Source organism: Rhizobium sp. CECT 9324, from assembly GCF_918741265.1.
GTDB lineage: Bacteria > Pseudomonadota > Alphaproteobacteria > Rhizobiales > Rhizobiaceae > Allorhizobium.
In genome coordinates this window covers 2,634,820-2,658,497 of sequence record NZ_CAKKMZ010000001.1, presented here as the reverse complement: position 1 = coordinate 2,658,497, position 23,678 = coordinate 2,634,820, and the positions used below count along the sequence as shown (strand labels likewise).

23 protein-coding genes and 1 pseudogene are annotated in these 23,678 nt (G+C 61.0%); 13 read left to right on the top strand and 11 right to left on the bottom strand.

Annotated elements, in window-relative coordinates; translation table 11 throughout:
• The first annotated feature begins 15 nt into the window (after positions 1-15).
• Together LQ231_RS13040 and LQ231_RS13035 are read left to right on the top strand one after the other, a co-directional pair.
• On the top strand, positions 16-798 hold the full coding sequence (locus tag LQ231_RS13040) for a LuxR family transcriptional regulator (protein ID WP_230171637.1): 783 nt from the start codon (positions 16-18) through the stop codon (positions 796-798).
• 67 nt (positions 799-865) lie between these two features.
• A complete protein-coding gene (locus LQ231_RS13035; RefSeq protein ID WP_230171636.1) occupies positions 866-1,774 on the top strand; it encodes a proline iminopeptidase-family hydrolase in 909 nt (302 codons plus the stop codon).
• 48 nt (positions 1,775-1,822) lie between these two features.
• Here LQ231_RS13035 and LQ231_RS13030 read toward each other — a convergent pair.
• A pseudogene (locus tag LQ231_RS13030) lies at positions 1,823-1,918 on the bottom strand (AraC family transcriptional regulator); the annotation flags it as partial.
• Between the two features lie 326 nt (positions 1,919-2,244).
• Between LQ231_RS13030 and LQ231_RS13025 the strand changes: the two are divergent.
• From LQ231_RS13025 to LQ231_RS13005, 5 genes are all read left to right on the top strand, one after another.
• Positions 2,245-3,582: an amidase gene (locus LQ231_RS13025; protein WP_230171635.1), complete on the top strand. Its 1,338-nt coding sequence runs from the start codon at positions 2,245-2,247 to the stop codon at positions 3,580-3,582.
• Positions 3,583-3,626: 44 nt separating this feature from the next.
• A complete protein-coding gene (locus LQ231_RS13020) occupies positions 3,627-4,412 on the top strand; it encodes a transporter substrate-binding domain-containing protein (protein ID WP_113141440.1) in 786 nt (261 codons plus the stop codon).
• A 76-nt stretch (positions 4,413-4,488) separates the two neighbouring features.
• Positions 4,489-5,211, top strand: a complete 723-nt coding sequence (locus LQ231_RS13015) for an ABC transporter permease subunit (protein ID WP_230171634.1) — start codon at positions 4,489-4,491, stop codon at positions 5,209-5,211.
• Position 5,212: 1 nt separating this feature from the next.
• Positions 5,213-5,899 (top strand): ABC transporter permease subunit, encoded by a 687-nt coding sequence (locus tag LQ231_RS13010; protein WP_113141438.1) that lies wholly within the window; start codon positions 5,213-5,215, stop codon positions 5,897-5,899.
• 42 nt (positions 5,900-5,941) lie between these two features.
• A complete protein-coding gene (locus tag LQ231_RS13005; RefSeq protein ID WP_230171633.1) occupies positions 5,942-6,892 on the top strand; it encodes a LysR substrate-binding domain-containing protein in 951 nt (316 codons plus the stop codon).
• A 28-nt stretch (positions 6,893-6,920) separates the two neighbouring features.
• On the opposite strand, the gene LQ231_RS13000 is transcribed toward LQ231_RS13005, so the two are convergent.
• Positions 6,921-8,069, bottom strand: a complete 1,149-nt coding sequence (locus LQ231_RS13000; RefSeq protein ID WP_230171632.1) for an aminotransferase class V-fold PLP-dependent enzyme — start codon at positions 8,067-8,069, stop codon at positions 6,921-6,923.
• Positions 8,070-8,079: 10 nt separating this feature from the next.
• Entirely contained in the window at positions 8,080-9,099 is a 1,020-nt protein-coding gene (locus LQ231_RS12995; protein ID WP_230171631.1) for an ornithine cyclodeaminase family protein, read from the bottom strand.
• Between the two features lie 289 nt (positions 9,100-9,388).
• Here LQ231_RS12995 and LQ231_RS12990 point away from each other — a divergent pair, with 289 nt between their 5' ends.
• From LQ231_RS12990 to LQ231_RS12965, 6 genes are all read left to right on the top strand, one after another.
• A complete protein-coding gene (locus tag LQ231_RS12990; RefSeq protein ID WP_230171630.1) occupies positions 9,389-10,516 on the top strand; it encodes an FAD-binding oxidoreductase in 1,128 nt (375 codons plus the stop codon).
• A complete protein-coding gene (locus tag LQ231_RS12985; RefSeq protein WP_230171629.1) occupies positions 10,513-10,866 on the top strand; it encodes a RidA family protein in 354 nt (117 codons plus the stop codon). The genes LQ231_RS12990 and LQ231_RS12985 overlap by 4 nt, the downstream gene beginning before the upstream one ends.
• A 71-nt stretch (positions 10,867-10,937) precedes the next feature.
• The gene (locus tag LQ231_RS12980) at positions 10,938-11,708 is read left to right on the top strand and encodes an amino acid ABC transporter ATP-binding protein (RefSeq protein ID WP_230171628.1); all 771 of its coding nucleotides are present in this window, start codon (positions 10,938-10,940) and stop codon (positions 11,706-11,708) included.
• Between the two features lie 63 nt (positions 11,709-11,771).
• On the top strand, positions 11,772-12,089 hold the full coding sequence (locus LQ231_RS12975; protein WP_230171627.1) for a (2Fe-2S)-binding protein: 318 nt from the start codon (positions 11,772-11,774) through the stop codon (positions 12,087-12,089).
• Complete coding sequence (locus LQ231_RS12970; RefSeq protein ID WP_230171626.1) at positions 12,086-13,510, top strand: NAD(P)/FAD-dependent oxidoreductase; 1,425 nt, start codon at positions 12,086-12,088, stop codon at positions 13,508-13,510. The genes LQ231_RS12975 and LQ231_RS12970 overlap by 4 nt, the downstream gene beginning before the upstream one ends.
• Positions 13,500-14,600 (top strand): FAD-dependent oxidoreductase, encoded by a 1,101-nt coding sequence (locus LQ231_RS12965; protein ID WP_230171625.1) that lies wholly within the window; start codon positions 13,500-13,502, stop codon positions 14,598-14,600. The genes LQ231_RS12970 and LQ231_RS12965 overlap by 11 nt, the downstream gene beginning before the upstream one ends.
• Before the next feature lie 109 nt (positions 14,601-14,709).
• On the opposite strand, the gene LQ231_RS12960 is transcribed toward LQ231_RS12965, so the two are convergent.
• From LQ231_RS12960 to LQ231_RS12925, 8 genes are read right to left on the bottom strand one after another with little or no spacing between them, the layout of a single operon-like run.
• Entirely contained in the window at positions 14,710-15,678 is a 969-nt protein-coding gene (locus tag LQ231_RS12960) for an aminotransferase class IV (protein WP_113141429.1), read from the bottom strand.
• A 42-nt stretch (positions 15,679-15,720) separates the two neighbouring features.
• Positions 15,721-16,605 (bottom strand): EamA family transporter, encoded by an 885-nt coding sequence (locus LQ231_RS12955; RefSeq protein WP_162742635.1) that lies wholly within the window; start codon positions 16,603-16,605, stop codon positions 15,721-15,723.
• Positions 16,605-17,624 carry an oligopeptide/dipeptide ABC transporter ATP-binding protein gene (locus LQ231_RS12950; RefSeq protein WP_230171624.1) on the bottom strand — a complete coding sequence of 340 codons (1,020 nt, stop codon included), beginning with the start codon at positions 17,622-17,624 and terminating at the stop codon, positions 16,605-16,607. The genes LQ231_RS12955 and LQ231_RS12950 overlap by 1 nt, the downstream gene beginning before the upstream one ends.
• Positions 17,621-18,616: an ABC transporter ATP-binding protein gene (locus tag LQ231_RS12945; RefSeq protein WP_230171623.1), complete on the bottom strand. Its 996-nt coding sequence runs from the start codon at positions 18,614-18,616 to the stop codon at positions 17,621-17,623. The genes LQ231_RS12950 and LQ231_RS12945 overlap by 4 nt, the downstream gene beginning before the upstream one ends.
• Before the next feature lie 12 nt (positions 18,617-18,628).
• The gene (locus LQ231_RS12940; RefSeq protein ID WP_230171622.1) at positions 18,629-19,522 is read right to left on the bottom strand and encodes an ABC transporter permease; all 894 of its coding nucleotides are present in this window, start codon (positions 19,520-19,522) and stop codon (positions 18,629-18,631) included.
• 10 nt (positions 19,523-19,532) lie between these two features.
• Positions 19,533-20,546, bottom strand: a complete 1,014-nt coding sequence (locus LQ231_RS12935; protein ID WP_230171621.1) for an ABC transporter permease — start codon at positions 20,544-20,546, stop codon at positions 19,533-19,535.
• 1 nt (position 20,547) lies between these two features.
• The gene (locus LQ231_RS12930; RefSeq protein ID WP_230171620.1) at positions 20,548-22,158 is read right to left on the bottom strand and encodes an ABC transporter substrate-binding protein; all 1,611 of its coding nucleotides are present in this window, start codon (positions 22,156-22,158) and stop codon (positions 20,548-20,550) included.
• A gap of 41 nt (positions 22,159-22,199) precedes the next feature.
• Positions 22,200-23,486, bottom strand: coding sequence for an aminotransferase class III-fold pyridoxal phosphate-dependent enzyme (locus tag LQ231_RS12925; RefSeq protein WP_230171619.1), 1,287 nt, complete (start codon positions 23,484-23,486; stop codon positions 22,200-22,202).
• Positions 23,487-23,678 lie beyond the last annotated feature (192 nt).

Sequence of the window (23,678 nt, the reverse complement as noted above, 5' to 3'; positions counted from 1 at the left end):
CATTAGGGTTTGCGCATGTTTGACGATATTGGTTCGATCCGATCGCGGCTCACCGCGGGTGAGACACTGGACGGGAGGATCGACACCGCGTTCGAGGTCATCAAGGGTTTCGGTTTCGATGCCCTGATCTACGACTACACGCCGGTTCCCTACGATCTCGACGGCGCGCTGATGCTGCCCTCGCTCCTGAAGCTGCGCAACATTTCCGAGGACATGCGCGAATACTGGTTCGACCGCGAATATTTCCGCATCGACCCGGTGCAGCTGCTGGCGATGCGCACCACGACACCCTTCTTCTGGAACTACGACCACAGCGCCGGGACGCAGATCAACCGCTTCCTCGACGAGCGCAGCGCGCCGGTGTCACGCTATCTGCATGAGCGCAACATGTCCTGCGGCGTGACCGTGCCGGTGCATTTGCCGCGCGGCGATTGCGCGACCGTAACGGGGGTGCGCTTCGGCGCGGGCCGCGGATTCCAGAGCGATGCGGACCGCCATATGGCGGATTTCGGCCTCTTGGCCCATCTCTTCCACGAGGCCGCCTTTGCAGCCTTCGACGAGACGGCGAAGACCGGAGCGCGCGCACACCTGACGGCTCGCGAGCGCGAGTGCCTGCGACATTCGGCGGAAGGCCTGTCGGCCAAGGAAATTTCCCGCGTCATCGGCCGCTCGGTTCCAACCGTGGTCATGCATCTCAATGCCGCTGCCAAGAAGCTCGGGGCAAAGAACCGGACACAGGCCGTGGTGCGCGCCACCCACTACCGGCTGCTGGAAGAGCCTCCATCCTATTACTTGTGATAGCTGCCGCGACCTAGATCAGGAGGCTATGCTTTCTCCATCGGAACAACCGCATGGAGATGAAGACGTGGCACCGGTCGAAGTTCAGGAATCCTACCTGCCGTTTCGCGGCTATCAGACCTGGTACCGGATCACCGGATTATTGGATTCGCCGCTGCTGCCACTCGTCGTCGCCCATGGCGGGCCCGGCTGTACCCATGACTATGTCGACAGCTTCAAGGATATCGCCGCGCTCGATGGCCGGCCGGTCATCCACTACGATCAGCTCGGCAATGGCAACTCAACGCGTTTGCCGGAAAAAGGCCCGGACTTCTGGACGGTCGACCTGTTTCTCGAAGAGCTGGATGCGCTTTTGGCTCATCTCGGCATCGCGGAGCGTTACGCCTTTCTCGGCCAGTCCTGGGGCGGCATGCTCGGTGCCGAACATGCGGTATTGCGACCGAAGGGGCTGAAGGCGCTTGTGATCGCCAATTCGCCGGCCAACATGCACACCTGGGTCTCGGAGGCCAACCGCTTGCGCCGTGACCTGCCGGCCGAGGTGCAAGTGACGCTTCTCAGGCACGAGGACGCTGGAACACTCACCGATCCAGACTATATCGCCGCCTCGCGTGTCTTCTACGATCGTCATGTCTGCCGCGTCTCACCCTGGCCACCGGAAGTGGCGCGCACCTTCGCCATCATGGACGAAGACAATACCGTCTACCGCAACATGAACGGTCCGACCGAGTTCCACGTCATCGGCACGATGAAGGACTGGACGATCGAGGACCGGTTGCCACAGATCGAAGCGCCCACCTTGCTGATCTCCGGTCGTCACGACGAGGCAACACCCGAAGTGGTGCGCCCCTATGTCGAGCGCGTGCCGGGATGCCGCTGGGTTGTGTTCGAGCAGTCCAGTCACATGCCGCATGTCGAGGAGAAGGACCTTTGCCTGGCAACTGTCTCAGATTTCCTCAAGCTGCACGACGAGAATTGAGCACAGTAGCGGAAGACGCGTGACGAGTGGCGAACACCATTGGTGGGGGGATCCATATCCCAAGTCGCTTGAAAATCCCTGAACCGTCGCGCTGCTGGCGAGTTCATATAGCGCGATAACCCGATGCAGTTGCCGCCGCCACCGCGCGACGGTAAGCGCCCCGTGTCCATCACAAAGCGCGGTTTGCAGAACAAGGCTCCGCCGCAGGCACGGATAGGGAGATATCCCAGCGTCTCGAAAGTGACGAGAGCAGAATAAGCGGGCAGGGTGGTGGGTTGCCCCGACCTACCTTGCACCGTCTCTTGCTCGAGCGAGATGACCAACTCGACTGTCGAGAGAATCACATGCGCTTGGCACTGGGTTAATAACAATTGGTAATTAACCGCGCGCTCCTGGGAATTAGGGCCGGATGGAGCTTCCTGCTAGCTTGCATGTGACGGTCGCAGTGACCAACAGGCGGGCTCAAAGTAATGACAGATGATACTCCTCGGTCGATCGCTCAGATACAGAGAGATTTTGCCGACGGTCTGTCTCCGGTGGCTTTCGTTGAGGGCTGTTTCGCCCGGATCGAGCGCGGCAACGACGCTTGCAAGGCGATGATCTTCATCGGCCGCGAAGAGGCACTCGACGATGCACGGCAGTTGGAAGGGGAGCTTCGCTCCGGTCGGAGCCGCGGACCACTCCATGGCATCCCGATTGCCGTTAAGGATGTCATCGAGGTCAAAGGTTGGCCGACCACGGCCGGCTCGTGTCTTTTCCGGGATCATGTCGCGGTTGACGATGCTGCCTGCATTAAAAACCTCCGTGCCGCCGGCGCCGTGATCATCGGCAAGACAAATCTGCATGAGTTGACGGCCGGGGGTCATGAAAACCCGTGGTTCGGCAAAGTCACCAATCCGCTTGATCCTTCCCGCGGCACCGGTGGAACAAGCAGCGGTTCGGCAGCGGCCGTGGCTGCAGGGTATTGCGTCGCAGCCCTTGGCACGGACACCGGCGGATCGAACCGGTCGACGGCCGCTGCCACCGGCCTTTTCGGGTTCAAGCCGACGAATGGCTGTGCCGATCGCGCAGGGGTCCGTCCTACCGCACCAAGCCTGGATACAATCGGGCCGATCGCGAACAGTATCGAAGATGCACGCCTGGTCCATTTCGCCAGTGAAGGCCGCGATGTCCCGCAACGGGAGACGGTCGACCTTGGAGGCCTTCGGATCGGCCTTTGTCCTGATCTCCATGCCGCAGCGATCGATCCAGCCGTGGCGGATGCCCATGCCTTATGGCTCCGCGCTTTGGAAGAGGCGGGTGCCACAATTCAGTATCTGGAATTCCCGCTCGCCGGACGCGTCAAGGACGCGGGCTTGACGATCCTGCAATACGAGTTCGCCGCGCAGTATGCAGATCTCATCGACAGAGAGCCGGACGCCGTCGGCAGCCAGGTGCGCAGCTTCCTGGCCGCCGGCGTTGCCATCGATGCGGCGACCTACCAAGAGGCACTCGCGTTTCGCGCCGAGGCTTGCACGGCTTTTCAGCACGTGATGTCGGCGGTGGATCTTCTCGCTGCCCCCGTGGCACCCGGACTGGCGCCACGCCTGTCCGACGAGAAGACAGCGGTCGGCTCCGATCTGGTGCCCTATGGCATCGCGGGCGGCACCTTCCGCCGGTGGGCGAATTTTCTCAGACTTCCGACGCTCGCCATGCCCCTGAAGACGCAGGGCAGGTTGCCGGCATCCATTCAAATCTCGACACGACCCGATACCGACGCGCACCTGTTTTCGATATGCGAAGCGCTTCGCACGGTGGAGGCGCGCTGAGACGAGAACCCAAGACGACCATACAAACCAAAAGGGGAATGAAAATGAAAAAAATATTGATTGCATTGTCTATTCTTGTCGCGCCGCTGGGAGCCGCCAGCGCGTCGATGGCGGCAGATGAAGTGTTGCGCTTCGGCGTCGCCGCAGAGCCTTACGCGCCCTTCTCCGTCAAGGATGCGAGCGGCAAATGGCAGGGTTGGGAAATCGATCTCATGGATGCCGTTTGCGCTGAAATGAAAGCAAAGTGCGAGATCGTCGATATTGCCTGGGATGGGATCATTCCGGCCTTGCTCGAAAAGAAATTCGACGTCATCTGGAGCTCGATGTCGATCACCGACAAGCGCAAGGAAGTGATCGATTTCACCGACAAATACTACTACTCGGCGAATGTGCTCGTCGGTGCCAAGGCCGATACGAGAGCATTCGACGTGACCAAGCCTGACACGTTCAAAGGTGTCGCTGTCGCCGCGCAGAGCGCCAGCCTGCAGGCAACCTATATGCAGGAAAAGTTCGGCGGCGTGGCCGATCTCAAGCTCTATCCTACACTGGACGACGAGATCGCCGACCTGCAGGCAGGACGTGTCGATCTCATGGCGGCCTCGGCCATCCAGATCTCCGATTTCCTGAAGAAGCCGGAAGGGCAGGGCTACGAGATCAAGGTCGAGATGCCGCATGAAAAGATGTTCGGCTACGGTGACGGCGGCGGCGTCCGCAAGGAAGACGTTGCTCTTCGGGATCGTCTCAACGTGGCGATCAAGGCGGTTCGCGCAAGCGGCGAATACGACACGATCACCAAGCGCTACTTCGACTTCGACATTTACGGTGATTGAGTCTTGAATTCAAAGTCGGTGCCGGCTGGTCTCCTGGCCGCCGGCACCATCCTTGTCGAATTGGAACACATGCAGCATGGACTCGACGGTCTCTTGGCTAACTCTCCTCAGTTTTGGCGACCAGGGCTGGGGCGATGAACTGGTTCGTGGCGCGTGCCTGAGCCTCGGCATCTCCATCAGTGCCTATCTCATCGGTCTCTGTATTGGGCTGGTCGGCGCAATCGCCAAGGTGTCGAATAGTCCTATCGCCAGGGGCGCTGCCGCCGGATACACCACGATCATTCGCTCGATCCCGGACATTCTCATCATCTTCCTGGTCTACTATTCGGCAACCGATGCCCTGAGATCGCTTCTCGGCATGACCGGCCTGCTCGCCGATTTCCAGCTGAATGGCTTCGTTGCGGCGGCGATCTCTCTTGGTATCGTCCAGGGCGGCTACAGCACCGAAGTTCTGCGCGGCGCGATCGTTGCGGTCTCGGCCGGACAATCGGAGGCAGCCTTCGCGGTCGGTCTGACACGCCGCCAGACATTTCTTCTGGTGGTGATGCCGCAAATGGTCCCTTTGGCTCTGCCGGGATTGGGCAATTTGTGGCTGGTCGTCCTCAAGGAAAGTTCACTCGTCAGTCTCATCGGGTTCACCGAACTTGTGCTTGCGGGAAAGATGGCTGCGGGCGCAACACGCCACTACTTCCTGTTCTATTCGGCAATCGCATTCATGTTTCTGCTGATGTCGGCCGTTTCGACAGCCTTGCTGCACGTCTGCGAAGTGAGATCTTACCACGTCTGGAGGCAAAAGTAGCATGACGGATTTTGGCACCTATCTCGCGACCCAATTGTTGACCGGACTGCAGTCGACGATCCTGTTGTTCGTCGGGTGTGCGCTGGTCGGCAATGCGCTGGCCATTCCCGTGGCTCTCGCCAGGCTGTCGCCATCGCGCTGGTTGCGATATCCGGCCATCGGATTTGTCCTCGCATTCCGGGGCACACCTCTTCTGGTCCAACTCTACCTTGTCTATTTCGGCGTCGGGCAGATCCTGTCCGGCATCCCGAGCATCCGGTATAGTCCCCTTTGGCCCCTGTTCCGCAGCGCCTACAGCTACGCTTTCTTCGCGTTGTCGCTGAACACGGCTGCCTATTGCAGCGAGATCTGGCGGGGTGCCTTGCAGGGGGTGCCCAGTGGCCAGAGCGAGGCCGGCAGGTCCCTGGGGCTGTCGAAACGCCAGATTCTGCGTTCGATCCTTCTGCCGCAGGCATTCCGCCTCGCGTTGCCGGCCATCGGCGGGCAGAACATCCTGCTGCTGAAGGGTACCGCATTGACCGCGACCATCACGCTTTTCGAACTCATGGGGGCGGCAAACCTCGTCCGCGCGCAAACCTTCCGCGTCTATGAACCCCTTCTCGCCGCGGCTTTCGCCTATTTTATGCTGGCAATCGTCATCACATCCGGATTCAAGTTTGTGGAAAGGCGATTACCCTCATACTCTTGAGGGGCTGATCGTCTGCGTGCCATACCTGTTTGGGAGATCGAGTTGCTGACCAATGACGGCGAATTCACACCGCGGGAGATCGAAGTCTTCGCTGCGGTCATGTCGCATGGCACGACGACCAAGGCGGCCGATGCGCTCAACATCACGCAACCGGCCGTCAGCAAAATCCTGCTTCAATTGACGACGAAGGCAGGCTTTCCACTTTTCCGCAATCATCGCCAGCGCCTGATCCCAACGCCCGAGGCGCATATGCTGCACGCGGAGGTTCGGCGGGTCTACGATACCGTGCGCGGTATTTCGAGGGTGGCGCGGGAGATCAAGGAGCTGCGGAGCGGTCGGCTCAATATATCGGCTTTACCGGCATTCGGCCTGACATTGCTGCCGTCGATCATCGCGGGCTTCACCAAGGACTATCCCGATGTTGCCGTGACCGTCGACATCAGAAGCTCATCCACGATCATTCAGCGTGCAAGCCGAAACCAGCTCGACATCGGGGTCGCGGCCGAGGTCAATGACGAGACACCGTCCGTGGTCCGGCGGGCGCTGGTCGCGACGCCACCGGTGTGCATCATGCCGAAGGGCCATCCGTTGAGCAGGCTTTCGGTCGTGCAGGTTGACGATCTGGAAGGGCTGAATTTCGTCTCGCTGGGGGTCGGCGACCCGATGCGGCGGCAACTCGACGCCTTGTGCGAGGAACGCGGCGTGGCGCGTTCGCTGAAGATCGAAGCCGCCCTTTCCAACACCTGCGCCAATCTGGTTGCAAACGGCGTGGGCGTTGCCGTCATCGACAGGCTTTCCGCATGGATGGCGAGGGACCTGCCCATCGAAATACGCGACTTCCAGCCGCATCTCGACATCAATCTGAGCGTTTACAGGCCATGGGGTACCATCGCCTCGTCGGTCGCCGATACCTTTGTCGAACACCTCATCCAGTCCACCAGGGACTATATGAATGGTGTCGACCGCGGCGTCAGGGCACTCACGGGTTCCTGAGTGCCCACTTGCTTTTATCCAGCCGACCCTATCGGGTGAGCGCCTCGACGATCTCGAACAGTTTCAGAATGTCGGCCTCGTCATTGTAGACATGCGGCGTTATCCGCATCTTGCTGCCCCGGATGGTGACAAAGGCTTTCTTTTCCCTCAGCCGTCTCGCCAGATCGTCGCGGTATCGCTCCCCGAGTTCGACGACGGAAATATGCCCGGCCCGCTGGGCCTCGTCCGGTCCGGAAAACCCGTGTCTTTCCGCCTGTTGCCAGATGCAGCGATTGAGGTGCAGCAGCCGCTCATGCACGGCCTCTCCGCCCCATTGCTGCAAGAGTTCCATCGCATCGATGGCGATCGGCAGGACGGCGAAGTCGGAGCGCTCACCCATGTCAAACCGGCGGGCGCCCGGCAGATAATCCAGCATTGTTGGCAGGTAGAAATCGGGGCGTTCGCCACCGGCCCGGTTCCAGGAGTGAAATTCAAGCGGGCGTCCTTTCTGCTGCCAGTCCTGATTGGCATAGAGAAAGGCAAGCCGGTAGGGGCCGAGAAGAAACTTGTAGGTCGCGAATGTCAGGAAGTCGGGGCGAACGCGCGTGACATCGAAAGGCACGGCACCCACCCATTGGGTGCCATCCATCACCAGGCTTGCGCCGGCCTCCCGGGTTGCTTCTGCCACCGCTTCGATGTCGACATGCGTTCCCTCGAACCAGTGGACAATCGTTCCGGCGACGACCGAGACCGGCGCCTCCGAATCCCGGATCGCCGCGATGAGCTTGTCCGCCCATGCTTCATGCGGCAACCGCTGCACGGTCACGACACGCGCGCCTTTTTGCTTGGCCAGTTCCAGCCATGCGTATCGATGCGAGGTATGTTCGTTCTCCATCATCAGGATCACGGATCCTGCGGCGACCGGCACATTCGCGGCGGCAACCGCGATGCCGTAGCTGGTCGCGGGTACGATCGCGACATCGTCCGGCTGCACGCCGATGAAGGAGGCGGCGAGTGCCCGGGCCCTTTCCACCTCGTCATAGTAGGAATTGATGGTCATATCCCAAGGCGCCGCCTTGACCTTGACGCCGCGAATGCCGGCCTCGACGGCAGTCTTGGGGATGGGCGACATATAGGCCACGTCCAGATAGGTGACGTCGTCGGGAATGGAAAACAGATGCCTTTGGCTGGCCAGCATGGGACTATCCTTACAGTGAGACCTTGACGCCGAGACCGAGGTCTTTCGCCTTCTGGTAAATGAAGTTCGCAAGTTCGATGTCCTGGGCGGGGACGCCCAGCGAACGATACAGGGTGATTTCGGACGGGTCGCGACGGCCCCGGACCTCACCATTCAGGGTCGCGCCGATTTCTCCGATAATCCTTGTCGGATCGAGCCTGCCGTCGGCGAGCGGCTCGAACAGATCCGACGCCGAGGTCATGGCCATCGGCATGTAGTCAACCCAGATGCTGGAGCGAATGACGCAGTCCGTGTCCAGTTCCTTGAGCGAGGCGATGCTGGCGCCGACCGCATTGATATGCGTTCCGTCGGTGATCCATTTGCCTTCCAGCACCGGAAATTTCGCGGATGTGACGGTGCAGACGATATCGGCTCCTTCGACGGCCTGCCGAGCGGTCGGATAGACCGTTGTCGGGTAACCCTTCCGGCTTTGAACCTCGGCGAACAGCGCAGCCTTTTGCGGATCGCGCCCCCACACCTGAACCCGGCTGATGGGGCGTACGAGCGCAATTGCTTCAATATGCCGGGCGGCCTGCTCGCCATAACCGATCATCGCCAGGCAGCCGGAATCAGGACGGGAAAGGGTTCGCGTCGCGACGGCACTGGCAGCCGGTGTGCGCAGACCGGTGATTGCGTGTCCGTTGATCAAGGCGACCGGACGCCCATGCTCCTTTTCGAACAGGAGCACGCCGCCCTGGTGCGATGGCAGGCCACGTTGGAAATTCTGCGGACTGACCGACAGGACTTTGGCTCCGAACAGCGGTCGGTCTCCCGACGAGGCATACATGACGGAAAGGCAGGCACCGTCCGCCGCCGGCAGATCCAGAGTGCGTCGGATATCCTGATGTGCAACGCGGTTGGATGTGTTTCGCAACGCCGCTTCCGCCAGCTCGATGGCATCCTGCTGCGTCACGAGCGCCTCGACGGTCGGTCCATCGACTACGAGCAATCCGGCTGTGGGGCTTACGATCTGCGGGGAGCGCAACGACATGGGGAACCTCTGACATTTCAGCTGCCCCCAGAGATATCATTGCGAAAATAGTCTGGGCCGGGAAACTTCATAACTGCAGGGCGACACGTTCGCTTGTTTTCTCATAATTCCCGCATTCTCAGGCTTTCCGGCAAGTCCGCCGGCGCTTCATAACTATTCATTATAAGCGGCCCCGATGCGGTTGTTTGACCTAAAACACCCCGTTCTCCAAAACAACAGACATCGCCAACTCGGCGCCGGCTTCGCTCGAAGCAGGACAGAATCGTCGAAATTTATACCGGAGAATAGAATGCGCGTTGTCGTCATAGGGGCAGGGATCATCGGGAGTTCAGTGGCATATGAAACGGCCAAGGCCGGTGCGCAGGTCACTGTTCTCGAAGCCGGAAAGATTGCCGGTGGAGCGTCCGCGGCCAGTTTTGCCTGGACCAACGCCACCGGAAAGAGACCGCAGAGCTACTTCGCCCTGAACGTTGCCGGCATGCGCGCCCACCTGGACCTCAGTCGAGAATTCGGCAAGGCGCCGTGGTTCCACCAGGCCGGCAGCCTCGAATGGTATTCGAAGGAAGAGGACTGGGCTTCGCAGGCGGAAAATGCTGACCAGATGCGGGACTGGGGTTACGGTGTCGAGTGGATCAGCAAGGACCGCCTGGCTGAGCTGGAGCCCGAGATCGATCTTTCCGCCATCGCCAAGTCTCCGATCGTCTACTATCCGGAAGAAGGCTGGGTTCATCCGGTGCTCTATTCTGCCAGCCTCTTGCGGGCGGCCAAGGAACGATGGAATGCGTCGGTCCATGCCTTCTCCCCTGTCGCGGCGCTTGACCTGAGCGGTGAGACAAAGACGGTGCGCACGACGAACGGCGATGTCTACGAAGCCGACGTTGTCATCAACTGCACCGGCAGCTGGGCAGATCGTAGTCTCGAGGGTGCGCCACCCATACCGATGGCCTCGAACATCGGTGTCCTCGGCTTCACCCTGCCGGTAGCCCTGACGCTCCAGAGGCAATTTCACATGGACGATCTTGATGTTCGTCCCGATGGTGCCGGGAGGCTGATGATCCACAAGATCTCGGTGGATGATGTCGTCCCGGAACTGGGTGACCTCGATCCGAAGGGCTGGGAAGCCGGCCTCCTGATCGATGCCGTTCGCCGGGTGCTGCCGGCGGTTCAGCCAGGCGATCTTGAATCCATCCGCACGACCATGCGTCCGATCCCGAGCGATCGCCTGACCTGCAGTGGATGGGTGCCCGGTGTCAGCGGCTACTACGCCGCGGTCACCCATAGCGGCGTGACGATCGCCCCCTATCTCGGCAAGGCCGTCGCAGACGAGGTCGTTCGCGGACACGTTCACCAGAGCCTGGCCGACTTTCGCCCGGACCGATTCATCGCAGCGAAAAATGGCATGGGACAGAGATCATGACGATACAGAGAATTGACAAGACCGAGCGACTGAGCCGTGTCGTCGTGCACAAAGGGATCGCTTACTTTTCCGGGCTGACCGCCGATGACAAGCAGCAGGATGTGCGCGGCCAGACCGCACAGATCCTCGCCAAGGCCGATGGCTATCTGGAGCGAATTGGCTCCAATCGCGCCGCGATCATCAGTGCGATGATCTGGCTTCGCGATATCGACGATTTCGACCAAATGAACGTGGCCTGGGTCGACTGGATCGACAAGGATGCGCCGCCGGCACGGGCGACGGTGGAAGCCAAACTCGGTCTGCCGGAGATCCTGGTCGAGATCCAGTTCACGGTTGCCATGCCGGACTGAAAAATCGGGGCCGGAACCCGCTTGTCGCGTTCCGGCCACCTGCTTCGATGCACAACATCAGGACACCGACGATGGCCAAAGCCCACCCTGCAGCGCTCGCGTCCGCTTCGGACTATTCGATCGAACTGATCGGCATGAACAAGTGGTTCGGTGAATTCCACGTCTTGCGCGACATTGATCTTCAGGTCCGGAAGGGCGAGCGCATTGTCGTTGCCGGCCCATCGGGCTCGGGAAAATCGACGATGATCCGTTGCATCAACCGGCTGGAAGAACACCAGTCGGGAACGATTATCGTCGACAAGATCGAACTCACCAATGATCTGAAGAAGATCGACGAGGTGCGTCGCGAGGTCGGCATGGTGTTCCAGCACTTCAACCTGTTTCCGCATCTGACCATTCTGCAAAATTGTACCCTTGCGCCGATCTGGGTCCGCAAGATGTCTCGGAAGGACGCCGAAGACATCGCCATGCATTATCTGAAACGGGTCAAGATCCCGGAGCAGGCGAACAAGTATCCCGGCCAGCTCTCCGGTGGCCAGCAGCAGCGCGTGGCGATCGCCCGGGCGCTCTGCATGACGCCGAAGATCATGCTGTTCGACGAGCCGACCTCGGCGCTCGATCCGGAAATGGTGAAGGAAGTGCTCGACGCGATGGTGGGCCTGGCTGACGAAGGCATGACGATGGTCTGTGTCACGCATGAAATGGGCTTTGCTCGGCAGGTCGCCAACCGGGTCATCTTCATGGACCAGGGGAAGATCGTCGAGCAGAATGCGCCGGCCGAATTCTTCGACAATCCACAGCACGAACGCACGAAGCTCTTTCTCAGCCAGATCCTTCACTGACCGATACAGACGCGAGAGCGGACGCCTGGTCCGCAGGCCCTTCAAAACTGAGAGGAAGGATCCATGTTCAGCAAGTTGAATGTGATCGACGATCGAGACGCGGTGAGCATCACGATAGACGGCCATGACGTCTTGTGCCGGGACGGTGACACCGTGGCGGCCGTGGTGATGCTCCATGCCGCGCGCCCTTACCGCCACAGCATCCTGTCCGGTTCCGCGCGGGCGCCGTTCTGCATGATGGGCATCTGTTTCGAATGTCTCATCGAAATCGACGGCGTGGCAAATCAGCAGGGCTGTCTGCGGCGCGTCGAGCCTGGCATGCGGATCCGGCGCCAGGTCGGGATTGCAACCGCCTCGTCTGAACGGAAGCCGCAGCTATGATCCAGGCCTTCGATCTCTGCGTGGTGGGGGGCGGTCCTGCCGGAATGGCGGCGGCTGTCATGGCGGCGAGACACGGGCTCTCCGTGGCGCTGCTCGACGAGCGCCCGAGCGCCGGCGGGCAGATCTATCGGGGCATGGAGGACGGGCTGTTCCGGAACTCGGCTGCTCTCGGGACCGATTATCGGCAGGGAGCAGGAGCAATCGCACGCTTGCGGGCAGCCGACGTGACGACCTATTTCGGGGCGAGCCTCTGGCGGATCGACATGACTGAAAACGGCGGTGTAGTGAGCTACAGCCACGATGGCGTGTCCCGGCGCCTGGCGTTTGCCGATCTGGTTCTGGCGAACGGGGCAATCGAACGTCCGGTTCCTTTCGAAGGCTGGACACTGCCCGGTGTCATGGGCATTGGCGCGGCGCAACTGCTGTTGAAGACATCGGCGATTGTGCCGGCCGGCCCGATTGCGCTCGCCGGCAATGGTCCCTTGATGCTGTTACTCGCATCGCAGCTGTTGCGCCTGGGGGTCGAGATCGCCGCCATTCTCGATACGTCTCCAAGCCGGTTCGGCTTATCCGGTGCGCTTGCAAATATCCACGGGCTCCTGCTCAATCTCGACAAGGTTTACAAAGGTGCGCGCCTGTTGCGCGACATCCGCCGTGCCGGCATCCCTGTTCATCGCAATGTCTCCAGCCTGTCTGCCTCCGGTGGCGACCGGGTCGATGCCATCCGCTTCGAAGCGGATGGAGCCCACCAGCAGCTCGACGTCGACGCCTTGCTGGTCCATGAAGGTATCATTCCGAACACGCAGCTGCCGCGTGCTCTGGGGTGCGGACATGTGTGGGACAACGGACAAAAATGCCTGCGCCCGGACATTGACCGCTTCGGTGAAAGCAGTATCGCGCATGTCTATATCGTCGGCGACGGCGCTGCCATCAATGGCGCGATCGCCGCACCTGCATCCGCAGAGATCGCTATCGGCCGTATCCTGGAGCGGACCGGGCGTGATGACGAGCGATCGCGTGCAACGGTTCGCCGAGCGTCGGCCGTGCTTGCACGGGAACGGGCCTTTCGCCCCTTTCTCGACGCCCTCTATCCGCCGCGCCTGTCTGCATTCTCGCCAAGCGATCTGACCGTCATCTGTCGTTGCGAGGAGGTCGATGCGGGCACGCTCCGGGCGGCCGTCAAGGATGGCGCCATCGGTCCCTCCCAGGCCAAGGCTTTTACGCGGTGCGGCATGGGCGCCTGTCAGGGAAGGAGCTGCGGGCCGATTGTCAGCCAAGTGATCGCAACGGAAACCGACCGGCCGATCGGAGAGGTCGGCACCTACACTGTGCGCTTTCCTCTCAAGCCCGTCACCGTCTTCGACATGGCCCGCTGTGGTCGCGACGGGGACCTGACGGAGGGCAATGATCATGCGGCTTGAGACAGATGTGGCGGTGATCGGCGGCGGTCTGGTCGGAATCTCGGTGGCTTATGGTCTTGCCCAGCGCCAAGTCGACACGGTGGTGCTGGACGAGGGCGACGGTGCCATTCGCGCCAGTCGGGGAAATTTTGGCCTCGTTTGGGTTCAGGGCAAGGGGCTGTCCCTTCCGGCCTATACCGGCTGGGCCATGCGCGCCGTCGAACAATGGCCGGAATTGGCCGAGCGGCTCGGCTCCGAAACCGGGATCGACGTCGGGCTGACGCAAATAGGGGGCCTCTATCTGAGCAGAACTCCGGAAGCTTACGCGCAAAGGTCGCAGGGCCTGGCCGCCGTGAAATCGCGTTTCAATGGCGACTATGACTTCGACATGCTGGACAATGAAGGGATCCGAAAGCGGGTGCCGGAGATCGGACCGGATGTCGTGGGTGGAAGCTACTCGCGATATGACGGCCAGGCCAATCCTCTGCGATTGCTCCATGCCCTTCATCGGGGCTATCTTCGCCGCGGCGGTCGCGTTTTGTCGGATGGCGGCGTTACAGATATTGACCACCAGGGCGAAAAGTTCGTGCTCACGACGGCGGCGGGGCAGGTGATTGCCAGTCGCATCGTCCTGGCCGCAGGTCTGGGCAATGCGGGTCTTGGCGAGATGCTCGGGGTCACCATTCCTGTCAAACCCATCCGGGGTCAGATCCTGGTGACCGAGCGCATGCCGCCGATCTTCGACATCGCGATAGAGCAGGTCCGCCAGACGGAGGATGGCACGTTGATGATTGGCGGCAGCTGGGAGGATGTCGGCTTCGATCTCGGCACCACGTTCGACGTGTCACGCCGGATTGCCGAAGACGCACTTCACTTTTTCCCCTTCTTGAAGAACGTTCGTATCATCCGCAGTTGGTCGGCACTGCGGATCATCTCGCCCGATGCCGCGCCGATCTATGAGCAAGTCCTACCCGGCGCCTTTCTGGTCACATGTCACAGTGGTGTTTCGCTTGCCGCGATCCACGCGAACGAAACTGCGGGGTGGGTTGAGCAGGGAGCCATTCCGCAAGAAATGGTCAGCTTTGATCGGCGACGGTTTTCCGCAACATGAAGTTGACTGCCGTGCAGCATTGTCGAATGAACCAAGTCGCGGGGATGCCAAAGAGTCTGGACTTTCAAGGTGGACGTGCCAACACGTGACCGCAAACAGAGTTTCGATTTCAATTGTCGGGATAAGTGACTGCGAAGCTGTAGGAGGGATCATCGTGCAACAACCAGTATTCCTCCCAGATCATGCGTGTAATGGGACCGACCTGACCACCACCGACCGGTTGGTCATCCAAGCGGGTCACCGGCATGATGCCTCCTGCCGTGGTGCAGAAGAACAACTCGTCGCAATGATAGGCTAAATCGACCGGTACATGCTCCAGCCGGATCTCGATGCCCTTCCTGCGGGCGATATCGAAAACCGTCATACGTGTCACGCCTTCCAGCACGCCGTGTTCCGGCGTGTAGAGCACACCGTCCTTGATCAGCGCGACGTTGAAGCCGGAGCCCTCGGTGATGTTGCCGTCGCCGTCGGGCAGGATGGGATAGATGGCATTGCGGTCCTGGGCTTCAAACAGGCCGCGGACGAAATCGCCCCATTGCAGGTTCTTGACTGTCGGGTCAATGGCACCCGGCGGCACGCGCCGCACCGTGCGGGTGATGACGGCGCTGCCGCCTGATCGCTGAAGGTCGGGCGGCATCACCCAGACATAGGGCATCACCAACATATAGAGCGAATTGACGATGTCCTCTGGCTTGTTGCCGCGGACGAATTTCAGGCCGCGGGTGACGATCATCTCGACATAGGCGTCGCGGATGCCGCTGCGGGCCACCATGTCAACCAGCGTCGCGCGCATCTCCGCGCGCGGCATGGGAAGCCTCAGCCTCAGCTTTTCGCAACTGGCTTCCAGGCGGTCGATATGGTCGTCGAGCCGGAAAAACCGGCCGTTCCACACCGCAGGCACGTCATAGGTGAGGTCGGAATGCAGGAAGCCCTGGTCGAGCAACGGAATACGCGCTTCGGCCAGCGGCACGAATTCGCCCTCGATCCAGGCAATCCCGTTGGCGAAGGGGCTGCAGCTTTCCGCAAGCTTTGCTGCGCGCTCGGCATGGGGGGCAAAGACTGTTTCCATGAAAGACATCGGCTGCTCCTTGGAGATGGGAATGGACGGCGGGATCGCCGATCAGGTCTGTGACGGAACGGGATCGCGGCGCGCCGGCGGCTGGGCCTTAAGGGTGATGAGAACGCCGGCAAGCGCCACAGTCGAGCCGGCAATGGTGCGCAGGCTAAGATGGCCGCCGATCAGCAGCACGTCGAGCAGGATGGTCATGATCGGCATGGCCAGCGTCAACGGCGCGATCATGCTGGCCTCATAGCGCTGCAGCAAGCCGAAATAGGCCGTATGGGCAATGACCGTCACCACGAGAACCGAAAACAGCGTTGCGGCGAGGAAGACATAGCCGCCGTCGAGCGAGGTGGTTATCTGACCCGCTTCGAGCTGCCAGGAGGCGAGCAGCAGTGGGACCCACGAGACGAGGCCGACCCAGGCCTGCAATTTCAGCGGCGCGATCGGCGGCAGGCGCTTCAAGAAGATACCGCCGACGGCAAGCGAACTCGTGGAAATCACGATCGCCACCAGGCCGATCGAGGCGGTCATCTGTTCAGGGTTCCACATGACCGCGATCACGCCGGCAAGCGCCAACGCGATGCCGGTAATCCTGAGGCTCGAGATGCGTTCACCCAAGAAGATGACTGACAACATGGCGGTTAGTGGAATGCCGAGTTGCAGGACAATCGCCGCGCTCGAGGGTGAGGCGGCCGACAGGCCGAGGAACAGGAAGCCGAAATGGCTGGCGCCAACCAGCAGACCGACCAGCGCAACCTGTCCGATCCGCTGAGGAATGGGACGCAGCAGTGGCGAAAGCACAATCGCGACGCCGAGGAACCGAATGCCGGCATAATAGAAGGGCGGGATGTCGTAGCTGCTCAGCATCACTTTACCAATGATCACGTTGAGCGACCAGATGAGGCAGACGCCCATCAGGACCAGAAAGTCGCGGTAGCGCATTATTGTGCTCCAGCGGTCTGTAGAGCTGCATCGTCGGGATGATGGCATGCGAAGAAATGTCCGTCGGTGCGCTGCCGCAGCGCAGGCTCCAGCCGTGCGCATGTGTTGGTCGCCTTCCAGCAGCGGGTGCGGAACCGGCAGCCGCTCGGCGGATCCATCGGGCTTGGCACGTCGCCCTGCAGCACGATGCGGTTGCGACCCTTCTCCGCGTCGGGATCCGGCAATGGCACGGCGGACAGCAGCGCCTGCGTGTAAGGGTGCTGTGGCCTGTGATAGAGGTCTTCAGCCGACGCGATCTCGACGATGCCGCCGAGATACATCACGGCCACACGGTGTGAGATGTGTTTGACCACCGCCAGATCGTGGGCGATGAACAGGTAGGAAATGCCAAATCGTTGTTGCAGGCCCTGAAGCAGGTTGAGCACGCCGGCTTGGACCGAGACATCGAGCGCCGAGACAGGCTCGTCCAGCACGATCAGCTTCGGCTGGAGCGCCAGCGCGCGAGCGATGCCAATGCGCTGGCGCTGGCCGCCCGAGAGCTCGTGGGGAAAGCGATCCGCCATCTCCAGCGACAGTTGCACGAGGTCCAGCAATTCGTCGACGCGCCGGCGCATGTCGGGCCGCGACACGTTTTTCAGCCGCAAGGGCTCTTCGAGGATGCGCCGCACCGTCATGCGCGGATGTAGCGAGGCCATCGGGTCCTGGAAGACGATCTGCAGGTCCTGGCGGATGGCGCGCAGTTCCTTGGGGGATGCTGCAGCGATATCGCGGCCGGCCATGCGGACTTCGCCGGACGAGGGTGTCAGCAGCCGCATGATGCAGCGGCCGAGCGTGGACTTGCCGCAGCCTGATTCACCCACCAGGCCGAGCGTCTCGCCGGGCGCCAGCTTGAACGAAACGCCGTTGACGGCGCGAACATGGCCGGTCGGCTTGTTGAAGATCAGCCCGCGCCCGACGGCAAATTCCTTGACCAGGCCATGGACTTCCAGAAGCGGCGTGGCGGTTTCGGGCTCGATCATGCGGCATTCTCCGCCAGGGCTTGGGAGAAGTGGCAGGCGCTTTCGACGACGCCGGCCGGCAGGAGCGCGGGCACCTCAGCAGCGCAGATGCATGCGGCGCTCAGACAGCGCGGCCGAAACGCGCAGCCGGGCGGGCGGTTGCGCAGCGACGGCGGCATGCCCTCGATGGCGACGAGCGGACCGCCGCCGCCATTGAGCTTGGGCAGGGATCCTAGAAGGCCGCGTGTATAGGGATGGCGCGAATGACGGAAGACATCACGGACGGCACCGCGCTCGACGATACGGCCGGAATACATCACCGCGACCTGGTCGGCCGCGCCGGCAACCACGCCGAGATCGTGGGTGATCAGCACCATGCCGATCTTGAGGTCCTCGCGCAGCTTCTGCAGGAGATCCATGATCTGTGCCTGCACCGTGACGTCTAGTGCCGTCGTCGGCTCGTCGGCAATCAGCAGAACCGGCCGGTTGGCAATTGCCATGGCGATCATGGCACGCTGGCGCATGCCGCCGGAAAACTCGTGCGGATATTGATGCACCCGCCGATCGGGCTGCGGGATCGATACCTCGGCCAGCAGTTCAATGGTGCGGTTCAGCGCTGCTTTCCGCGATAAGCTGCGATCATGCAGGCGCAGGGCCTCGACGATCTGCTGTCCGATGGTGAGCACCGGATTGAAGGCCGTCAGCGGGTCCTGGAAGATCATGCCGATGCGCGAACCGCGCAGTTTCGTCATCTCCGACGCCGACATGCCGACCAGCTCCTGGCCCTGGAAGCGGACGCTGCCCGAGATGCGCGAGGAGGACGGAAGTAGGTGCATCAGCGCCATCATGGTTACGCTCTTTCCGGAACCTGATTCCCCGACAATGCCAAGGACTTCGCCGGCGTTCAGCGAGAGATCGATGCCGCATATGGCGTCGGCCGCATCGTCACCGGTGCCGAAGCTGACGCGCAGGTCTCTGATTTCGAGGAGGGGCGTGTTGACGGGATCTTGCATGGTCTCCCCCTTTCATTTCGAACGCGGATCGAGCCGATCACGCAGGCCGTCGCCGAGGAAGCTGAAGGCGAGCACGAGGCTGAGAATGGCCAGGCCCGGGCCAAGCGCGATCCACCAGTTGTAGAAGCGCGATGCGCCTTCGGAGATCATCGAGCCCCATTCCGGCGAGGGTGGCGTCGCACCCAGTCCGATGAAGCTGAGTGACGCGGCCAGCAACACGACCTGGCCGAAATCCATCGTCGCATTGATCAGAACCGGGGTCCAACAGAGCGGCAGGATATGAACCCGAAGAATGCGAAGATGTCCCGCGCCGCCGGCAATGGCAGCCTCTACATGTTCGCGCTCCTTAACTTCCAGCACCTGCGCCCGCATCAGCCGGGCATAGACCGGCCACCAGACGATGACCATGGCCAGCGCTGCATTGACGATGCCTGGACCGAGCGTCGCTGCAACCGTCATGGCCAGCAGGATCGGCGGGAAGGACACGGTCACGTCGACCAGCCGCATGATGGCGCTGTCGACCAGACCGCCGACATAGCCGGCGATTGCGCCGAGCAGGGCGCCAATGGTGACACCGGCGACAACCACGAAGATCGCGATCGGAACGGAATAGATGGCGCCGTGCAGCGTGCGGGAGAAGACGTCGCGGCCCAGCGCATCGGTGCCGAGCCAGTTCTGCAGGCTCGGGGCCTGAAGGCGGCGTCCGGCCATCTGCAGCGGATCAGGCAGGCCCCAATGGGAAACCGTCAGTGCCGTGACGATCCAGAAGAGAACCACCACACCGCCGATTTTGGCCGGCAGCGACAGCTTGGCGAGCCATGTCAGGAATGATGGCGGACGGCGTTTTCTGGCCGACGAATTGCTGATGGCCTTGGGCTCCGATCCAACCATTGACGATAATTCCATTCGGTTGGCCTCACTGAAGCTTTACGCGGGGATTTGCGAAGGCATAGGCAATGTCGGTCAGCAGATTGGTCAGCAGGAAAGCCGTTGATCCGACCAGCGTCACGCCGACAATGCCGGGAAAATCGAGCGATCTCGCTGACGTCACCGCATAGGAGCCGATGCCCGGCCAGGAAAATACCGCCTCCGTCAGCACGGCGCCGGTTATCAGATAGGCGAAGGAAAAGCCGATGATCGTCAGTGTCGGGATCAAGGCGTTGCGTAGCGCATGATGGATCATGACGCGCGCTTCACCGGCGCCCTTCGCCCGTGCGGTGCGAATGTAATCCTGTCCCATCACCTCCAGCAGACTGGAGCGCACAAGCCGGACGATAATGCCGACCACCGACCAGGCGAGCACGAGCGCGGGCAGGACAAGATGATGCAGGCTTTCGAGGAAGAGGGGGAAGTTTCCAGCAAGAAGCGAGTCGATGGTGTAGAATCCAGTGAAATCCGGCGGTGCCGTCGTTCTTGCGTCAAGCCTGCCTGGGCCGGGAAACAGATCGAGCTTTACCGAGAAGAGGAAAAGCAGGATCAATCCGGACCAAAAGACGGGAAGCGATGATCCGATCAGCGAAAACATGCGCGAGAGATAATCGACCGGTCCGTCGCGGTAACGGGCGGCAATCACGCCGATGGCGACGCCCGACAGCGTGGCAATCAGCATCGCCACGCTTACAAGCTCAAAGGTTGCGGGCAGCCTGTCGGCAATATCCGCGCTGACCGGGCGACGGGTCGAAAACGATACGCCGAGATCACCCTGGACCAGATTGCCGATATAGATCGCGTAACGTTCGACAAGCGGCTTATCCAGTCCCCACTTCTCCTTCGCTGCCGCCACGATCTCCGGGTTGTTCATCTGCCGCTCCGGGACGATGGCCGAGAGCGGGTCGCCCTTGGTCATCTGCGAAAGGAAGAAGGCAACGGTTGCAACACCGAGCAGGAGCAAGGGCGTTGCGAGGAGGCGGCGAAGGATGAAGCGCAGCATGTCACTTCTTCCGGCTGATGTCGGCGAGCGGTAGGTTGCAGCAGGCGCTATATCGGACCCCTTCGATATCGCCGCGATACGCGAGGACCAGATTGGGGCTGACCATCGGGATGATGATGTTGTCCTTCATCATTTCCAGCCCGAGATCATGATAGATGCCCTCCTGTTCGGCCGCTGGTGCGGCCAGCGCCTTGGCGAGGAGTTCCGCTTCCTTCGGATTGATCACCGAAGGATCGTTTGCCGCGCCAGCGCGCTTCGACCAGGACGTGCCCGGCATCATCGCGAAGTAGTTCGCATACTGACCCGACCCGTAGTAGTCCGGAGCATAATAGACGGCGGTGAGTGGTATGCCATCGCCATTGATCTGGTCGCGCCAGACGGGATAGGTGGAAGGCTTGAGCTGGACCTTGATGCCGACTTCTGCCAGATCCTGTTGGACCTTCTGCATCATCAGATTGATGTCGACGCCATAGATGTTGTCATTGGGATAGACGGCCTCGATCTCGAAGCCGTCGGCCACACCAGCCTTGGCCAGCAGCGTCTTTGCCTTGTCGAGATCGCGCTTGCGTTCCGGCAGTCCTGCTGTTCCGGGAAAACCGTTGGGGATCGGCGAGGACTGCTTGGCGCCCTGGCCGCCGACGGTAAACTCGATCACGCCTTCATAGTCGATGGCCGCCGCAATGGCTTCGCGGATGTCTGGGGTCATGGGAATGGGGGCCGACTTCGCGCCAGCGCCGATGGCGATGTAGAGGAAGTTGTAGGATGGGATGACCTCGGTCTTGACTTCGTCGGTTCCGAGCGAGCCGGCGGTGTCAAAATCGATCTGCATGGCAATGTCGGCATCGCCCGATTCCAGCATTTGTGCCTGGGAGACGGCATCCTGCGACTGGCGGAACACCACTTCGGAAAATGCCGGCGCTACGCCCCAATAGGCATCGTTGCGCGCCAAGCGCAACTCGTCATCCGGACGGTACGAGGTAAGCTTGAACGGTCCGCTGCCAGCGGAATTGGCGAGGAACCAATTCTCTGCCTTGTCGGCGGATGCCGCATCGGCATCGGCTGTCGCCCCATTGGCCGTTGCGACATCCTTGTTGACGATGCCGGTGAAGCCGGCCGTCAGCTTGTTGAGGAATTCACCGTTGGACGCATCAAGCGTGACCACGATCGTCGCTGCATCCTTCGCCTCGACCGACTTCACGCCGTCCATAAAGAAGGACGGGCTGCCCTGGATGTTCTTCAGCCGCTCCAGGCTCCATTTGACGTCCTGAGCTTCGACGGGCGAACCATCGGAAAAGACCGCCTTGGTATCGAGGAAGAAAGTGAAGACCGTCTGGTCGGCATTGATTTCCCAGCTTTTGGCCAATCGCGGCTCGACGGACTTGTTGTCCTTGCCGAGTGTCACCAGCGTGTCATAGACCGAGGTCAGGTAGATCTGGCAGGTATCGCAAAAGGCGCGGGCCGGATCGAGGGCGTTGACATCCATCGATCGCGCGATGACCAGCGTATCAGTGTCGGCCGCCAGCACCTGGGGCGCAACCGAGGAGGCAAGTGCCAGGGCATAGGCAAGTCTGCGGGCATTACGGAGTTTTTTCGTGAAAGCCGTCATTGTCATGTCATTCCCCATTATTGTTGGTGATTGGCTGCGATCTGGCGTTATGCGGCGGCTATCGCGCCCAGGCGGGCGGCAACGAACGGATTGGATTGTGGCTCGATCGATGAATAAGACCGCTTCAGCTCTTCAAAGGCCGCATTGGTGACCTCGAACGTCTTTTCGATGTCTGCCTCGGTCAGCGCCGAGGTGACGAACATGTTGTGATAGGGGTGCAGGTAGACCCCGCGGCGGACGGCGGCAGCCGTCCAGAAATAACCGTAGCGCATGTCCGGATCATTCTCGAACAGGATCTGCGGCATCTGGGCGGGGCCGGTCTGGCGGATGCCGATGCCATGGGAGGACGCCTGTTCGGCAATGCCTGCGCGCAGGCGATCGGCGATGGCGATCATGCGCTCGAGGTAATCTGTTTCGCGTATGAGCCTCAGGGTTTCGACGCCTGCAGCCATCGGCACGGCGGAAAACCAAAATGACCCGGTGACGAAAATCGTCTGTGCGGCAGCGCGGATCTTTTCGGCTCCGAGAAGCGCAGAGAGCGGATAGCCGTTTGCAAGAACCTTGCCCCAGGTGCTGAGATCGGGCTTGACGCCGAACCGCGCCCAGCTGCAATCACGCGACAGCCGGAAGCCGGTGCGGATCTCATCGATGATCAGCAATGCGCCGGCCTCGTCGCAGATCTGGCGCACGCCTTTGGCATAGACGTCAAATGGTGTGGTCTGATCCTGGAATACTTCGTGGCGGAAAGGCGTGGCAAAGACGGCTGCGACATCGCCGTCGGCGCTCTTGACCGCGTCGCGCAGACTATCGAGATCGTTATATGCAAAATATATGATGTGGGCGCGATCTTCCGGCAGAATGCCCTTGGGCGACGGTGTGTTCCAGGGAGAGGCCCCGTGATAGGCCCCTCTGGCTACGAGGATCTTGCGACGCCCGGTATGGGCTCGCGACAACACCATTGCCATGGAGGTGGCGTCCGAACCGTTCTTGCAAAACATCGCCCAGTCGGCGTGGTCGATCATGCCGACAAAATCCTCCGCCAGCCGCACCATGAATTCGGAAGGACCGGTCATTGTGTCTCCGAGTTCGGCCTGTGCACGCGCTGCAGCCTCAACCGTCGGATGATTGTAGCCGAGAAGGTTCGGGCCAAAGGCGCACATGTAGTCGACATAGGCATTGCCATCGGCGTCCCAAAGCCGGGCACCATCAGCCCTTGAGAAAAACTGCGGGAACTCTGACGGCAGGAGAGCCACAGATTCGTGGCCGTACATTCCGCCCGGGATGACTTTGCGGGCGCGCTCCAGCAGTTCACTGTTTTTCGAATTTGTTCGCATTTTGTATAGCCCGAAATTTGAGATGATCGGCCAGTCGCACTTAGATCGACCTTCCACCCAGAAAGTTATTGATAAAAAAATCGATTATCAAACTGAATCTGACAATTGGGTAGGCATTTTTTCGCACTGCACAAATCATGGGCGCCGCGGTTAAAATATCCGCGGAATTTCCAGACTGAAGGCTATTCGGCG

What these genes read in the sequence shown, in the direction of transcription:
- LQ231_RS13040 (WP_230171637.1), top strand. Translation starts at nt 16, where the DNA reads ATGTTTGACGATATTGGTTCGATCCGATCGCGGCTCACCGCGGGTGAG.
- LQ231_RS13025 (WP_230171635.1), top strand. Translation starts at nt 2,245, where the DNA reads ATGACAGATGATACTCCTCGGTCGATCGCTCAGATACAGAGAGATTTT.
- LQ231_RS13020 (WP_113141440.1), top strand. Translation starts at nt 3,627, where the DNA reads ATGAAAAAAATATTGATTGCATTGTCTATTCTTGTCGCGCCGCTGGGA.
- LQ231_RS13015 (WP_230171634.1), top strand. Translation starts at nt 4,489, where the DNA reads ATGGACTCGACGGTCTCTTGGCTAACTCTCCTCAGTTTTGGCGACCAG.
- LQ231_RS13010 (WP_113141438.1), top strand. Translation starts at nt 5,213, where the DNA reads ATGACGGATTTTGGCACCTATCTCGCGACCCAATTGTTGACCGGACTG.
- LQ231_RS13000 (WP_230171632.1), bottom strand. Translation starts at nt 8,069, where the DNA reads ATGCTGGCCAGCCAAAGGCATCTGTTTTCCATTCCCGACGACGTCACC.
- LQ231_RS12995 (WP_230171631.1), bottom strand. Translation starts at nt 9,099, where the DNA reads ATGTCGTTGCGCTCCCCGCAGATCGTAAGCCCCACAGCCGGATTGCTC.
- LQ231_RS12990 (WP_230171630.1), top strand. Translation starts at nt 9,389, where the DNA reads ATGCGCGTTGTCGTCATAGGGGCAGGGATCATCGGGAGTTCAGTGGCA.
- LQ231_RS12985 (WP_230171629.1), top strand. Translation starts at nt 10,513, where the DNA reads ATGACGATACAGAGAATTGACAAGACCGAGCGACTGAGCCGTGTCGTC.
- LQ231_RS12980 (WP_230171628.1), top strand. Translation starts at nt 10,938, where the DNA reads ATGGCCAAAGCCCACCCTGCAGCGCTCGCGTCCGCTTCGGACTATTCG.
- LQ231_RS12975 (WP_230171627.1), top strand. Translation starts at nt 11,772, where the DNA reads ATGTTCAGCAAGTTGAATGTGATCGACGATCGAGACGCGGTGAGCATC.
- LQ231_RS12970 (WP_230171626.1), top strand. Translation starts at nt 12,086, where the DNA reads ATGATCCAGGCCTTCGATCTCTGCGTGGTGGGGGGCGGTCCTGCCGGA.
- LQ231_RS12965 (WP_230171625.1), top strand. Translation starts at nt 13,500, where the DNA reads ATGCGGCTTGAGACAGATGTGGCGGTGATCGGCGGCGGTCTGGTCGGA.
- LQ231_RS12960 (WP_113141429.1), bottom strand. Translation starts at nt 15,678, where the DNA reads ATGTCTTTCATGGAAACAGTCTTTGCCCCCCATGCCGAGCGCGCAGCA.
- LQ231_RS12955 (WP_162742635.1), bottom strand. Translation starts at nt 16,605, where the DNA reads ATGCGCTACCGCGACTTTCTGGTCCTGATGGGCGTCTGCCTCATCTGG.
- LQ231_RS12950 (WP_230171624.1), bottom strand. Translation starts at nt 17,624, where the DNA reads ATGATCGAGCCCGAAACCGCCACGCCGCTTCTGGAAGTCCATGGCCTG.
- LQ231_RS12945 (WP_230171623.1), bottom strand. Translation starts at nt 18,616, where the DNA reads ATGCAAGATCCCGTCAACACGCCCCTCCTCGAAATCAGAGACCTGCGC.
- LQ231_RS12940 (WP_230171622.1), bottom strand. Translation starts at nt 19,522, where the DNA reads ATGGAATTATCGTCAATGGTTGGATCGGAGCCCAAGGCCATCAGCAAT.
- LQ231_RS12935 (WP_230171621.1), bottom strand. Translation starts at nt 20,546, where the DNA reads ATGCTGCGCTTCATCCTTCGCCGCCTCCTCGCAACGCCCTTGCTCCTG.
- LQ231_RS12930 (WP_230171620.1), bottom strand. Translation starts at nt 22,158, where the DNA reads ATGACAATGACGGCTTTCACGAAAAAACTCCGTAATGCCCGCAGACTT.
- LQ231_RS12925 (WP_230171619.1), bottom strand. Translation starts at nt 23,486, where the DNA reads ATGCGAACAAATTCGAAAAACAGTGAACTGCTGGAGCGCGCCCGCAAA.